Origin of the sequence: Halomonas shengliensis (genome assembly GCF_900104135.1) — a bacterium.
Lineage (GTDB): Bacteria > Pseudomonadota > Gammaproteobacteria > Pseudomonadales > Halomonadaceae > Halomonas > Halomonas shengliensis.
In genome coordinates this window covers 1-12,787 of record NZ_FNIV01000002.1, presented here as the reverse complement: position 1 = coordinate 12,787, position 12,787 = coordinate 1, and the positions used below count along the sequence as shown (strand labels likewise).

Genomic DNA, 12,787 nt, shown 5'->3' with positions numbered 1-12,787 from the left:
GGGTCACTCCTCGTCGCTGGGCAGGCTGAAGACCGTACGGGAACGGTCGGGCAGGCGCGCGATAAGGTGAAAGAGGGAGGTGGCGCAGAAGATCGGCACGATCAGGTAGAAGTGCCACTTGGGCCAGTCGAGGGTGATGGCGATGTCGTAGGTCACCGACGGCGAGCGTAGCCAGCCGATGGCGTACCACAGCATCACCGCCAGCATCGCCACGCAGAGCAGTTCGGTCAGCCAGTAGCAGGCGCGCTGGGCGGGGGCCGGCAGCAGGCCCACCAGCATGGTCAGGCGCACGTGCTGGTCATGGTGGATGGCGATGGAGACGGCCAGGAAGGCCATCCAGATCAGGATGTAGACCGCCAGCTCGTTGGCGAAGTAGAGCGGGCTGTTGAGTACGTAGCGGGCGAAGACGTTGGCGATCAGCAGGGCGCCGAAGGCCACGATCAGCAGGCTGCACAGCGCCTGCTCCAGCGCGGCCAGGCGGCGGCTCGCCCGGCTCAGCCAGGTCAGGGGTCGAGACGGCATGGGGACTCCTTCGGTGCGCGTCGGGGCGCGGCGGCGCCCCGGTGGCATCACTCGGCCGCGAGGCGCTCGGCGGCCTGCTGCTGGAAGGCCTGGATCAGCGGGTGGTCGCCGAAGCGCTCGGCGAAGGCCTGGTTGGCCTCGGCGAAGACGCCCTCGGCATCCTCGAGGGTGTAGACGTCGATGCGCTCCTCGAGGGTGGCGAGGTTGCGCTGCTCGGCCTCGATCTGCGCCTCGATGCCCCAGGCCAGGGCCTCCTGCATGGCGGTGTCGATGATCTCGCGCTCCTCCTCAGAGAGCGAGGCACGGGTCGCCTGGCTCATCACCGAGACGGCCGGGAAGGCCATGTGGCTGGTCAGGGTCAGGTACTCCGCCACCTCGTAGAAGCCCGAGCCGACCAGAGCGTCCAGGTCGATGTCGACGCCGTCGAGCATGCCGTTCTGCAGGCCCTGGTAGACGTCCGGCAGGCTGATGGGGGTGGGGCGGGCATCCATGGCGCGCCACCAGGTGTTCATGGCGGCGAAGGGGATGATGCGCATGTTCTTGCCGGCGACATCCTCGGCGCGGGTCACGTGCTGGTCGCGCATCAGGATGTGACGCATGCCGGCGAAGGTGTAGCCGAAGGCGTGCAACCCCTTGCTCTCCAGGTTGTCCAGCATCAGCCGGGCGGCCTCGGTCTCGGTCGCCTTGGCGGCCTGCGCCACGCTGTCGAACAGGAAGGGGGTGAACCAGCCGACGATGGAGGGTTCGCGCTGGCTGGTCAGCGCCGCGGTCATGATGCCCATGTCCAGCAGGCCGGTCTCCATCTGGGAGAACATGGCGGACTCGTCGCCGAGCTGGCCCGACGGGAAGAGCGCGACGCTCAGCTCGTCATCGCTGCGCTCGGCGACGCTCTCGGCGAACTTCTCGGCGGTCTGGGTCCAGATGTGCTGGGGCGGCGTGATCATGCCGAGCCTGAGCTCCTTGGCCAGCGCCGGGGCGCTGGCGGCCAGCAGGGAGGCGGAGAGCAGCGTCAGGGTCAGGGGGCGACGCAGCGGGTGGCGTGTGGTGGTTGTCATTGTCGGCTCGCTTGTCGTGTGGTCGGGGGCGATGGGCAAGGAAGTGGTCACTCCTTGATCTGCGTCAGTATTGTGATCATCACAGTAGTGAGCAATGGTCCGAAGGTCGATATCGCGATGAGTCGCCGTGACCCGAGGGTGGGGCATCGACGGGCGGCCTTGGCGGAAAGTCGTATTGTTCGCCGCAATATTGATCACAATACTGATCATTATTGCCGTGGCGGATTGCCGCAGCGGACAGACCCCGACCCCTGATGGACCCCAACAACGACCCGCGACAGGCGGGATGGAGAAGAAAGATGCAGTACTTCCTCGACGGTTACCGCAGCGGCGACCCCCGGATCCAGCCCGTGGCCGAAGGTCGCAGTGAGGTGCAGGGCCCGCTGCCGGAGGAGGTCGACGTGCTGATCGTCGGCACCGGCCCGGCGGGACTGCTGTTGGCGGCCCAGCTGTCGACCTTCCCGGAGATCGTCACCCGCGTGGTGGAGAAGGCCGACGGGCCGCTGGAAGTGGGGCGCGCCGACGGCATCGCCTGCCGCACCGTGGAGATGTTCGAGGCCTTCGGCCTCGCCGAGAAGCTGACCACCGAGGCCTACTGGATCAACGAGACCCACTTCTGGGGGCCGGCCCCCGGCGACACGTCGCGGATCACCCGCCTCGGCCGCGTCCAGGACGTGCGCGACGGCCTCTCCGAGTTCCCCCACGTGATCGTCAACCAGGCACGGCTGCTCGACTTCCTGCTCGAGTACATGCACAACTCGCCCAGCCGACTGGGGGTCGACTACGGCCACGAGACCCTCGAGGTAAAGGTCCCCGAGAACCCGGACGAGCGCGTCACGGTCCGGCTCAAGACCGCGGAGGGCGAGAAGACGGTGCGCGCCAGGTACGTGGTCGGCTGCGATGGCGCCCACAGCGTGGTGCGCGAGTCCATCGGACGTGTGCCCCAGGGCCACGGCGAGGACAAGGCGTGGGGCGTGATGGATGTGCTGGCGGTGACCGACTTCCCGGACATCCGCTTCAAGTGCACCATCCAGTCCGCCGAGGCGGGCAACATCCTGCTGATTCCCCGCGAGGGCGGCTACATGGTCCGGCTCTACGTCGACATGGGCAACATCGCCCCGGACGCCTGGCTGACCAAGGAGGAGGTGCTGGCCAAGGCCCAGGCGGTGCTGGCGCCCTACACCTTCGAGGTGAAGGAGACCGCCTGGTTCTCCGTCTACCGCGTCGGCCACCGGGTCACCGACAAGTTCGACGACGTCGATGACGACCAGGTGGAGAGTCGCACCCCGCGGGTCTTCATCGCCGGCGATGCCTGCCACACCCACACCGCCAAGGCCGGTCAGGGCATGAACGTGTCGATGCAGGACACCTTCAACCTGGGCTGGAAACTGATCTCGGTGCTCGAGGGGCGCAGCCCGGCGAGCCTGCTGCACACCTACAACGATGAGCGCCATGTCATCGCCGAGAACCTGATCGAGATGGATACCCGCTGGTCGCGGGCGATCGGCGCCGCCCAGGACTCCGACGACCCCGAGGCCGCGATGAAGGGGCTGGCCGAGGTGCAGCGCCAGTTCGTCACCAACAGCGAGTTCACCGCCGGCTTCGCCACCCACTACACCCCGGCCCTGCTTACGGGCGACGATCGCCACCTGCATCTGGCCAGCGGCTTCCCGCCCGGGCGCCGCTTCCACTCCGCCGAGGTGATCCGGCTCGGCGATGCCAAGCAGGTGCACCTGGGGCACGTGCATCGTGCCGACGGCCGCTGGCGGCTCTACGCCTTCGCCGACATGGTCGACCCGCGAAGCCCCAGCTCACGCTTCAACGCCCTGATGGATTACCTGGCCAGCGACGCCTCGCCGATCCGCCGCTTCACGCCCAAGGGGGCCGATCCGGATGCCATCTTCGACGTCCACGGCATCATCCAGCAGTCCCACCTCGAGGTGGACTGGGCCGACATGCACGCGCTGCTCAAGCCGCACAAGGGGCCTCTCGGCCTGCAGGACTACCAGAAGGCCCATGCGCCGGTGCTGGGGACGGATCAGGACATCTTCGACCTGCGGGGCATCGACCGCGGCGCCGGCGCCCTGGTGGTGGTGCGCCCCGACCAGTACGTCTCCCTGGTGCTGCCGCTGGATGGCTTCGACGCGCTCGACGCCTTCTTCTCCGGCTTCATGGTGGAACCCAACTGAGCCGAGCCGGCCCTCCGGCCTTTTGCCGGGGTGGGCTCGGGCGCCCGGAAACACGACGCCTCGACGGGAATATGCGAATCGTCCAACTTTACTGACGGTTTGTCCTGGTCGGGGCGTTTGCGTTTGTCGGGGCATGGGCGTATCGCCGGCGGGCGCCCTATCCTAGACCAAGGTCCATTTTTCAGGGCCCCGAGAGTGGGGTAGCTTGCCCTTGTCCCGAACGTGTATTCGGGATGCGAACTTTCGATAAGTCCATGACACCAAGCCCATGACAACAACGCCCCGGAGGACTCCCATGAAACGCGTCCTGACTCGCTGCCTGCTGACCGCGTCCATCGCCGGCCTGACCGCCGCTTCCGCCGCCCAGGCCTCCACCACCCTGCGCATGGCGCACTTCTGGCCCGGCGCCTCCGGGGTCAACCAGGAGATCTTCGAGCAGTGGGCGGCCACCCTGGAGGAGGAGTCCGGCGGCGAGCTGCGGGTGGAGATGTTCCCCTCCGGCACCCTGGCCAAGCCCGACTCCCTCTACGAGGCGGCGGCCAACGGCATCGCCGATATCGGCGCCACCGCCCAGGGCTACACCGCCGGGCGCTTCCCGCTCTCCCAGATCGTCGAGCTGCCCGGGGTGGCCACCACCGCGACCCAGGGCGCCTGCGTGCTGCAGACCCTCTACGATGAGGGCCACCTCGACGAGGAATACGCCGACACCCGGCCGCTGTTCTTCTTCACCACCGGCCCGGGTGGCATCCACACCATCGACACCGACGTGCAGGTGCCTTCCGACCTCGAGGGGCTGCGCATCCGCCGTCCCACCGCGGTGGCCGGTGAGATGCTGGAGAACATGGGGGCGAGCCCGGTGGGCATGCCGGCGCCGGACATCTACACCGCCATGCAGCGTGGCGTGATCGATGGCCTGAGCTTCCCCTGGGAGGGGCTGAAGGGCTTCCGCATCAACGAGCTGGTCAACTACCACACCGAGGTGCCCTTCTACACGCTGATCTTCGTGGCCACCATGAACCAGCGCACCTATGACGGCCTCTCCCCCGAGCAGCAGGCGGTGATCGACGCCAACTCCGGCATGCGCTGGGCCGAGAACGCCGGTGTGGTCTTCGACCGCCTGGACGTCGAGGGCAAGCAGGAGGCCCGTGACGCCGGCCACACCATCCGTGAGATCGAGAACCCCCTGGAGCATCCGGACTGGCAGCAGCCGCTGCAGGCCGGCATCGACAGCTACCTGGCCGAGCTCGAGGAGCGTGGCCTGCCGGGTCGCCAGGTCTACGAGGCGGCGCTGGCCGCCAGCGAGTCCTGCGCCGCCGAGCAGGGGTAAGGGATGATGCGGTCGATCCTGGAGAGGGCCAGCCACTGGCTGGCCCTCGTCTGTCGTGTCATCGCCGGCGTCGCCCTGATCGCGATGCTGGGAGTGACCATCGTCGACGTGGCCACGCGCTACCTCGACCGGCTCAGCGACGGCGCGGTGGCGGTGACCCTGCTGGGCAGCGTCGAGCTGGTCAGCTACCTGATGCTCTGCTCTCTGCTGGCGGCCATGGCCGCCAACGTGGAGAAGAGCCAGGTGGTGGTGGAGGCCTTCTCCCACGGCCTCTCGCCCGGCTTCAAGCACCGCCTGCAGGGCGTCTACCTGCTGGGCTTCGCGGCGCTCGGCCTGATCCTGTGCCTCGGCCTGGTGGACTCCGCCGCCGCGGCGGCCCGCCACGGCGAGGTGACCCAGGACCTGCGGCTGCCGATGGGGCCGATCTACACCACCGCCGCCGTGCTCAGCCTGCTGCTGGGCGTCCGGGCCCTGATCCACGCGCTGCTCGGTGCCCTGTTCGGGGCCGAGGGGGAGGTGAGTCATGGGGAGTGAGATGATCGGGGCCATCGGCCTGGGCCTGCTGCTGCTGCTGATGGCGCTGCGCGTGCCGGTGGCGCTGACCATGCTGATCGTCGGGGTGGCGGGCTTCGCCCAGGTGATCAGCTGGGACGCCGCCATCGCCCAGCTCAAGACCGTGCCGGTGGAGGTGCTCTCCAACTACAGCTTCAGCGCGGTGCCGATGTTCATCCTGATGGGGGTGCTGGCGGCCCACTCCGGCATGGCCGGCAAGCTGTTCCACTCCACCCGGGTGATCTGCGGCGGCTGGAAGGGCGGGCTGGCCATCGCCGCGGTGGGCTCCTGCGGCATCTTCTCGGCGATCTCCGGTTCCTCGCTGGCCACCGCCAGCACCATGACCCGGGTCGCCCTGCCGGAGATGGAGCGCTACGGCTACCATCGCGGCCTGGCCACCGGGGCACTCGCCGCCGGCGGCACCCTGGGGATCATGATCCCGCCCTCCATCGCGCTTTTGATCTACGCCATCCTCACCGAGCAGTCGGTGGGCGACATGTTCATGGCCGGCCTGGTGCCCGGGCTGATGGGACTTGCGATGTACGCGCTGACGGTGACCGTGGTGATGCGCCTGAAGCCGTCGCTGGCGGTGGCCGGCGAGCCGACGGCCTGGCGGGAGAAGCTGGCCTCGCTGACGGGGCTGGTGCCCTTCTTCGCGGTCTTCCTGGTGATGATCCTGGGCATCTACTTCGGCGCCTTCACCCCCACCGAGGGGGCCAGCGTCGGCGCCTTCGCCACCCTGCTCTACGCCCTGGCCAAGGGCATGCGCGGTGCCGAGCTGTGGCGCAGCGTGCAGGAGACCCTGGCGCTCTCCACGGTGGTGTTCTTCATGCTGGTGGGGGCCGAGATGCTCGGCTACTTCATCTCGGTGTCGCGGATCTCCTTCTCGATCACCGACCTGCTCTACGGCATGGAGCTGTCGCCGCTGGTGGTGGTGCTGTGCATCCTTGCGCTCTACTTCGTGCTGGGGATGTTCATGGATGCCATCGCCATGTTGGTGATCACGGTGCCGGTGGTGTTCCCGATCATTCAGTCGCTGGGCATCGATCCGGTGTGGTTCGGCATCATCACGGTGCTCACCGTGGAGCTGGGGCTGATTACCCCGCCGGTGGGCATGAACGTCTTCGTGATCAAGGCCATGGCGCCCCACGTGGGGCTGGGCGAGATCTTCCGCGGGGTGGCACCCTTCATCGTCTCGGACTTCCTGCGCCTGGCGCTGTTGATCGCCTTCCCGGTGCTCACCACGCTGTTCCTGCTGTAGGGGCGAGGGGGATTGGCATAACCATGGAGTTATAGAGGTGCGCCGAATCCTCATTTGGCAGCCGGTACGCATGGGGCCATGCTGACCACAGACCAATGACGATGGGTGGCCGGTGGTGCCGGCGGGCCCGATGGAGGTGCGAGATGAGCGACAAGCAGACCCAAGGCCAGGGCTGGCTGGCCCGACTCGAACAGCGGCTCTTCGAGGCGAGCCTGCCCCAGGTGGTACAGGGCATGCGCCACGAGGCAAGCGTCGAGTACCGCGCCCTGGTGCGTGACCTCAAGGCGCCAATGGTACCGGGCTTCGAGCGCGAGGTGGCCCGCACCCTGAACGCTGCCGGCCAGCGCGACCTGATCCCCGCCGAGACCCTGATGCCCGAGATGATGGCCCGCTTCACGCTGACCCGTGAGGCCTTCGACGGCGAGCCGAGCGGCTATGCCGAGCTCGAGCGGGTGTGCAACCGCTGCCCGGCGGTGGGGCGCTGCTGGAAGGCGATGCGCGCCGGGGCGTCCCGGGAGGTGTGCCGCGCCTTCTGTCCCAACGCGGCGGCCTTCGAGCACAGGGCGATGGCCGTGGCGAGCTGACGCGCGCCAGCGGCCCTCGGTCACACCCCCACGACGCCCCCGGCAGCAAGGCTGCCGGGGGCGTCGTCGTTGCGGGGGACTTGGGGAGTCGTCTCAGTCGGCGGTTTCGGGCTGGCGGCGACGGAAGTCCCGGGGCGAGAAGCCGGTCAGCCGCTTGAAGAAGCGGGTGAAGTAGGCGGGCTCCGAGAAGCCCAGGGAGTCGGCCACCTGGCCGACGGTCATGTTGGTGTAGGTGAGCTGGCGCTTGGCCTCCAGCAGCAGGCGCTCGTGCAGCAGCTGTAGCGCACTGCGCCCGGCCAGGCGTCGGCACAGCAGGTTGAGGTGGGCGCTGGTCATGCCCAGCTGCTCGGCGAAGCGCTCGACGCTGGGCTGCTGGCGGAACTGCTGCTCGATCAACGCCTGGTAGTGCTTCAGGTGACGCAGCGAGCGCGCCTCGCGACGCGGGCCCGGGGGGCGGGCGGCATCGCCCGGCGGCGCGGCCAGGCGCGATGCCTCCACCACCAGGGCGTCGCACAGGGCGCCCAGCAGCCTCTCGCGGCCGGGGGCGGGGTGGCGGTACTCCTCGTCGACCTGGGCGACCAGGCGCGCGATGCGCCGTGCCTGGGGCTCGCCAAGCGGGTAGGGCGCCGCCCGGTTGAGGATGGCGGCGGCCTCGCCCAGCCGGTTCGCCAGCGCCTCGCCGAGGGGCCGGGCCAGGGTGATGATGTGGCCCTGGGTGTCCGGTGAGAAGCGGAAGCCGTGGATGCACAGGGCCGGCACCACGATCAGCAGTGGCGCGCGGCCGCGGTGCAGGCTGCCCTCGAGCTCCAGCTCCACCTCGCCGCCGGAGAGGTGGAGCAGGTGCACCAGGTCGCTGTGGCGGTGGGGCTGGATGCGCCAGTCGTGCAGGCGGCTTCGCTCGGGGATCGATTCGCAGTGCAGCAGGTCGGGCGTGGGCCAATGGCGGGTCTCGCCATACAGCTTGAAGACAGGAACGGCGGCATCGGGCATGGGGCCTCCCCGGGGAACGGCTTCGACCAAAGATGGAGGATGATATTGGGATTGTCCAGATAACACTGCCAATATTGCCTTAAGCGGGGCGGTTTTTCAGTGAAAAATACAATCCACATAGCGAACACTTGTTCACCCTGATCGAACGCACGGAGTTTCCCATGAAGACACAGGTCGCGATCATCGGCGCCGGCCCCTCTGGCCTGCTGCTAGGCCAGCTGCTCAGCCGCCAGGGCATCGACAACGTCATCCTCGAGCGCAAGTCCGGAGAGTATGTGCTGAGCCGCATCCGTGCGGGCGTGCTGGAGCAGGGCATGGTGGACCTGCTGCGCGAGGCGGGCGTCGACCGGCGCATGGACGAGGAGGGCGAGGTGCACGACGGCGTCGAGTTGGCCCTCGACAACCGGCGCGTGCGCGTCGACCTGGCCGGGCTCACCGGCGGCAAGACGGTGATGGTCTACGGCCAGACCGAGGTCACCCGTGACCTGATGGAGGCGCGCGAGTCGATCGGTGCCACCACGATCTACGAGGCCGACAACGTCCAGCCCCATGACCTGGAGAGCGACAGCCCCTACGTCACCTTCGAGAAGGATGGCGAGACCCATCGCCTCGACTGCGACTACGTCGCCGGCTGCGACGGCTTCCACGGGATCTCGCGCCAGTCGATCCCGGCGGATCGCATCAAGGAGTTCGAGAAGGTCTATCCCTTCGGCTGGCTGGGCCTGCTCTCCGACACCCCGCCGGTGGCCGAGGAGCTGATCTATGCCCGCCACGAGCGTGGCTTCGCCCTGTGCAGCATGCGCTCCTCGACACGCAGCCGCTACTACATCCAGGTGGGCCTGGACGAGAAGGTCGAGGAGTGGTCCGACGAGCGCTTCTGGGAGGAGCTCAAGCGCCGCATCCCCGACGACGTGGCCGAGAAGCTGGTCACCGGTCCCTCCATCGAGAAGAGCATCGCCCCGCTGCGCAGCTTCGTGGTGGAGCCAATGCAGTACGGCCGCCTCTTCCTGGTCGGCGACGCCGCCCATATCGTGCCGCCCACCGGGGCCAAGGGGCTCAACCTGGCGGCCAGCGACGTCAACACCCTCTACCGGCTGATGGTGAAGGTCTACCAGGAAGGGCGCACGGACCTGATCCCCAACTACTCGGCGACCTGCCTCAAGCGGATCTGGAAGGCCGAGCGCTTCTCCTGGTGGATGACCTCCATGCTGCACAAGTTCTCCGAGGAGGAGGACTTCAACACCCGCATGCAGCAGGCCGAGCTGGACTACGTGACGAGTTCCGAGGCGGGACTGACCACCATCGCCGAGAACTACGTGGGGCTGCCCTACGAGTCACTGGGGTAGGTCGTACCCACGGACGCATGCCGCCCCGGGGCCGCCAGACGGTCCCGGGGCGTCGTCGCGTCAGGGGTAGCGCCCGCTGCGGCGGTTCTCCACCAGCACCTCGAGGATGGCGTCGGCCTCCTGCATCACCGCCGAGGGGGGCTCGCCACGACGGCGGCTGCAGATTACCGGGGAGGTCAGGCTCGGATCGGCCAGGTAGACGTAGCTGATGCCGTCGCGCTGGACGCGCTTGACCTGTTCCGGCACCAGGGTGATGCCCACCTCCGAGGCGACCAGGCCCAACGCCGTCTGCAGCTCGTTGGCCTCCTGCACCACCTCCACCTTGAGCGCCTTGCGGCGGAACAGGCCCAGCACCATGTCGGCCATGCTCGGGCGCGGCTTGGCGGGAAACAGTATCAATGGGTAGCGGGCCAGCTCCTCGAGGCTCGGGGTGGTACCCTCCAGCGGATGGCCGCAGGGCAGGGCGGCGATCAACGGCTCGTCGAACAGTACCTCCTGCTCCACGTCGGGGTCGTCTATCCTGAGACGACCGAAGCCCATGTCGATGCGCCCTGCCTTGAGCGCCTGGATCTGCTGCACCGTGGTCAGCTCGGCCAGGGTCAGCTCGACATTATCCTTTTGTCGCAAATCGCGCACGAGCAGCGGCAGCTGCCCATAGAACACCGAGGGCACGAAGCCGATACCGAACAGGCTGCGCTTGCTTCGGGCCATGCGCCGGGTGGCCTCCAGGGTGACATCCACCTTCTCCAGTATCTGCAGGGCGTGCTGGCGGAAGAACTGCCCGGTGGGGGTCAGGCGCAGGCCGCGGGAGCTGCGCTCGAAGAGCTCGGCCCCGACTTCCTTTTCCAACTGCTTGATCTGTCTTGATAAAGGCGGCTGTGACATGTGCAGGCGCTCGGCCGCATTGGTCAGGTTGAGCTCTTCGGCGACCACGCAGAAGTACCTCAGATGGCGCAGCTCCATGATACCTCCAGGGTATGGCGGGCCACCCAAACAATATTGGTTACGTCTTCTCGCTGCAATCAAACTGCCACCCAATCACCGAATACCCGAGCGGGAGCCGCCATGTCATCCGTGATCGAATCCATCCAGACGCTGCTGGTCGACCTGCCGACCATCCGTCCGCACAAGCTCTCCATGACCACCATGGCCTGCCAGACCATGGTGATCGTGCGCATGCGCCACTCCGATGGCATCGAGGGGCTCGGCGAGGGCACCACCATCGGTGGGCTGGCCTACGGCCCCGAGAGCCCCGAGAGCATCAAGACCAACATCGACACCTACCTGGCGCCGCTGCTGATCGGCCAGCCCTCCGGCAACCTCAACGCCCTGCGTGCCCGCCTCAACCGCAGCGCGCGCGGCAACGCCATCGCCAAGTCGGCGCTGGAGACCGCGCTGCTCGACGCCCAGGGCAAGCGCCTGGGGCTGTCCGTGGCCGAACTGCTGGGCGGCGCCTGTCAGGAGCACCTGCCGGTGCTGTGGACCCTGGCCAGCGGCGATACCGCCAAGGACATCGACGAGGCCCTGTTGCGCCTGGAGCAGCGTCGCCACTGCGACTTCAAGCTCAAGATCGGCGCCAACCCGGTCAAGCAGGACGTGCGCCATGTGGCTGCCATCAAGGAGGCCCTGGGCGATCGCGCCGGGGTGCGCGTCGACGTCAACCAGGCCTGGGACGAGTCCACCGCGGTCTACGGCATCCAGGCCCTGCAGGACGCCGGCATCGAGCTGATCGAGCAGGCCATCCCTGCCCGCGAGCACGCCGGCCTGATCCGCCTGGCCAACCGTTTCAACGTGCCGATGCTGGCCGACGAGGCGGTGCAGGATGCCCGTGACGGCCTCGACCTGATCGCCGGCGGCTTCAGCGGCGCCTTCGCCCTGAAGATCGCCAAGTCAGGCGGCCTGCAGGGCGTGCTGGAGCTGGCGCACCTGGCCCAGGCGGCCGGGGTGGGCCTCTACGGCGGCACCCTGCTCGAGGGCACCATCGGCACCGCCGCCTCCCTGCACGCCTGGGCGACCCTGCCGGAGATGGCCTGGGGTACCGAGATGTTCGGCCCGCTGCTGCTCAAGGACGACATCGTCGCCGAGCCGCTGGCCTACGATGACTTTGGCGTCGCATTGCCGAGCGGTCCGGGACTGGGCATCGCCCTGGATGAGGACAAGCTGGCGCACTACGCCCGCTCTTGAGGCATCGCGCAGGAGATCGCGCCAGGCGTGCCCGCCGAGCGCGGCAAGCAAGAACACGACACGACAACCGGAGGATCGAGCCATGCTGTTTCAGGTGGAAATGACCGTCAAGCTGCCCCCGTCCATGCCGGCCGAGCAGGCCGCCGAGATCAAGGCCACCGAGAAGGCCTACGCCCAGGACCTGCAGCGCCAGGGCAAGTGGCGCCACCTGTGGCGCGTGGCCGGCAGCTACTCGAACGTCAGCATCTTCGACGTCGAGGACAATGCCGAGCTGCAGGAGCTGGTGAGCAACCTGCCGCTCTTCCCCTACATGGAGATCAGCGTCAAGCCGCTGTGCCGCCATCCGTCCTCCATCCGCGAGGACGACTCCTGAGTCACGGATGAATCACGCCAGTTCCCGTCGCTGACGGGTAGAAGAAGAGATTCCAAGAGGATACCCATCATGACCGTGAAGATTTTCGACACCCCCGAAGTCCAGGACTTCCTGAAGACCATCGCCGGCTTCGACCAGGAGGGCGGCAACGAGCGCTCCAAGCAGATCGTGCATCGCTTGATCTCCGACCTGTTCAAGCTGATCGACGACTTCGATGTCACCCAGGAGGAGTACTGGTCCGCCGTCAACCTGCTCAACGCCCTGGGCAGCCAGACCCAGTTCGGCCTGCTCTCCCCGGGCCTGGGCTTCGACCACTTCCTGGACATGCGCCAGGACGCCATCGACGCCGAGGCCAAGCGCACCGGTGGCACCCCGCGCACCATCGAGGGTCCGCTCTACGTCGC

At 67.8% G+C, this 12,787-nt stretch carries 13 protein-coding genes; 9 read left to right on the top strand and 4 right to left on the bottom strand.

What is annotated here, in order from left to right:
- Positions 1–3 precede the first annotated feature (3 nt).
- Both BLP95_RS02700 and BLP95_RS02695 read right to left on the bottom strand, forming a co-directional pair.
- A complete protein-coding gene (locus BLP95_RS02700; protein WP_176760217.1) occupies positions 4–522 on the bottom strand; it encodes a TRAP transporter small permease in 519 nt (172 codons plus the stop codon).
- A gap of 47 nt (positions 523–569) precedes the next feature.
- Positions 570–1,577 (bottom strand): TRAP transporter substrate-binding protein, encoded by a 1,008-nt coding sequence (locus BLP95_RS02695; protein ID WP_089676912.1) that lies wholly within the window; start codon positions 1,575–1,577, stop codon positions 570–572.
- 299 nt (positions 1,578–1,876) lie between these two features.
- On the opposite strand from BLP95_RS02695, the gene BLP95_RS02690 reads away from it, so the two are divergent.
- From BLP95_RS02690 to BLP95_RS02670, 5 genes are all read left to right on the top strand, one after another.
- Entirely contained in the window at positions 1,877–3,766 is a 1,890-nt protein-coding gene (locus BLP95_RS02690) for an FAD-dependent monooxygenase (RefSeq protein WP_089676911.1), read from the top strand.
- A 295-nt stretch (positions 3,767–4,061) separates the two neighbouring features.
- A complete protein-coding gene (locus tag BLP95_RS02685; protein ID WP_089676910.1) occupies positions 4,062–5,093 on the top strand; it encodes a TRAP transporter substrate-binding protein in 1,032 nt (343 codons plus the stop codon).
- A 3-nt stretch (positions 5,094–5,096) separates the two neighbouring features.
- The gene (locus BLP95_RS02680) at positions 5,097–5,627 is read left to right on the top strand and encodes a TRAP transporter small permease (protein WP_342670380.1); all 531 of its coding nucleotides are present in this window, start codon (positions 5,097–5,099) and stop codon (positions 5,625–5,627) included.
- Positions 5,617–6,906, top strand: a complete 1,290-nt coding sequence (locus BLP95_RS02675) for a TRAP transporter large permease (protein ID WP_089676909.1) — start codon at positions 5,617–5,619, stop codon at positions 6,904–6,906. The genes BLP95_RS02680 and BLP95_RS02675 overlap by 11 nt, the downstream gene beginning before the upstream one ends.
- Before the next feature lie 143 nt (positions 6,907–7,049).
- Positions 7,050–7,490, top strand: coding sequence for a hypothetical protein (locus tag BLP95_RS02670; RefSeq protein WP_089676908.1), 441 nt, complete (start codon positions 7,050–7,052; stop codon positions 7,488–7,490).
- A gap of 93 nt (positions 7,491–7,583) precedes the next feature.
- On the opposite strand, the gene BLP95_RS02665 is transcribed toward BLP95_RS02670, so the two are convergent.
- Positions 7,584–8,480 (bottom strand): helix-turn-helix domain-containing protein, encoded by an 897-nt coding sequence (locus tag BLP95_RS02665; protein WP_089676907.1) that lies wholly within the window; start codon positions 8,478–8,480, stop codon positions 7,584–7,586.
- Positions 8,481–8,641: 161 nt separating this feature from the next.
- Here BLP95_RS02665 and pobA point away from each other — a divergent pair, with 161 nt between their 5' ends.
- Positions 8,642–9,826: a 4-hydroxybenzoate 3-monooxygenase gene (gene pobA, locus BLP95_RS02660; protein WP_089676906.1), complete on the top strand. Its 1,185-nt coding sequence runs from the start codon at positions 8,642–8,644 to the stop codon at positions 9,824–9,826.
- 60 nt (positions 9,827–9,886) lie between these two features.
- Here the strand turns inward: pobA and BLP95_RS02655 are convergent, their stop codons facing one another.
- Positions 9,887–10,789 (bottom strand): LysR family transcriptional regulator, encoded by a 903-nt coding sequence (locus tag BLP95_RS02655; RefSeq protein ID WP_089676905.1) that lies wholly within the window; start codon positions 10,787–10,789, stop codon positions 9,887–9,889.
- 102 nt (positions 10,790–10,891) lie between these two features.
- Between BLP95_RS02655 and BLP95_RS02650 the strand changes: the two genes are divergently transcribed.
- The 3 genes from BLP95_RS02650 to BLP95_RS02640 all read left to right on the top strand — a co-directional run.
- Entirely contained in the window at positions 10,892–12,010 is a 1,119-nt protein-coding gene (locus BLP95_RS02650) for a muconate/chloromuconate family cycloisomerase (RefSeq protein WP_089676904.1), read from the top strand.
- Positions 12,011–12,092: 82 nt separating this feature from the next.
- Positions 12,093–12,383, top strand: a complete 291-nt coding sequence (gene catC / locus BLP95_RS02645) for a muconolactone Delta-isomerase (protein WP_089676903.1) — start codon at positions 12,093–12,095, stop codon at positions 12,381–12,383.
- 69 nt (positions 12,384–12,452) lie between these two features.
- Positions 12,453–12,787, top strand: a 335-nt coding sequence (locus BLP95_RS02640) for a dioxygenase (RefSeq protein WP_281187366.1), incomplete at its 3' end; no start/stop codon positions are given.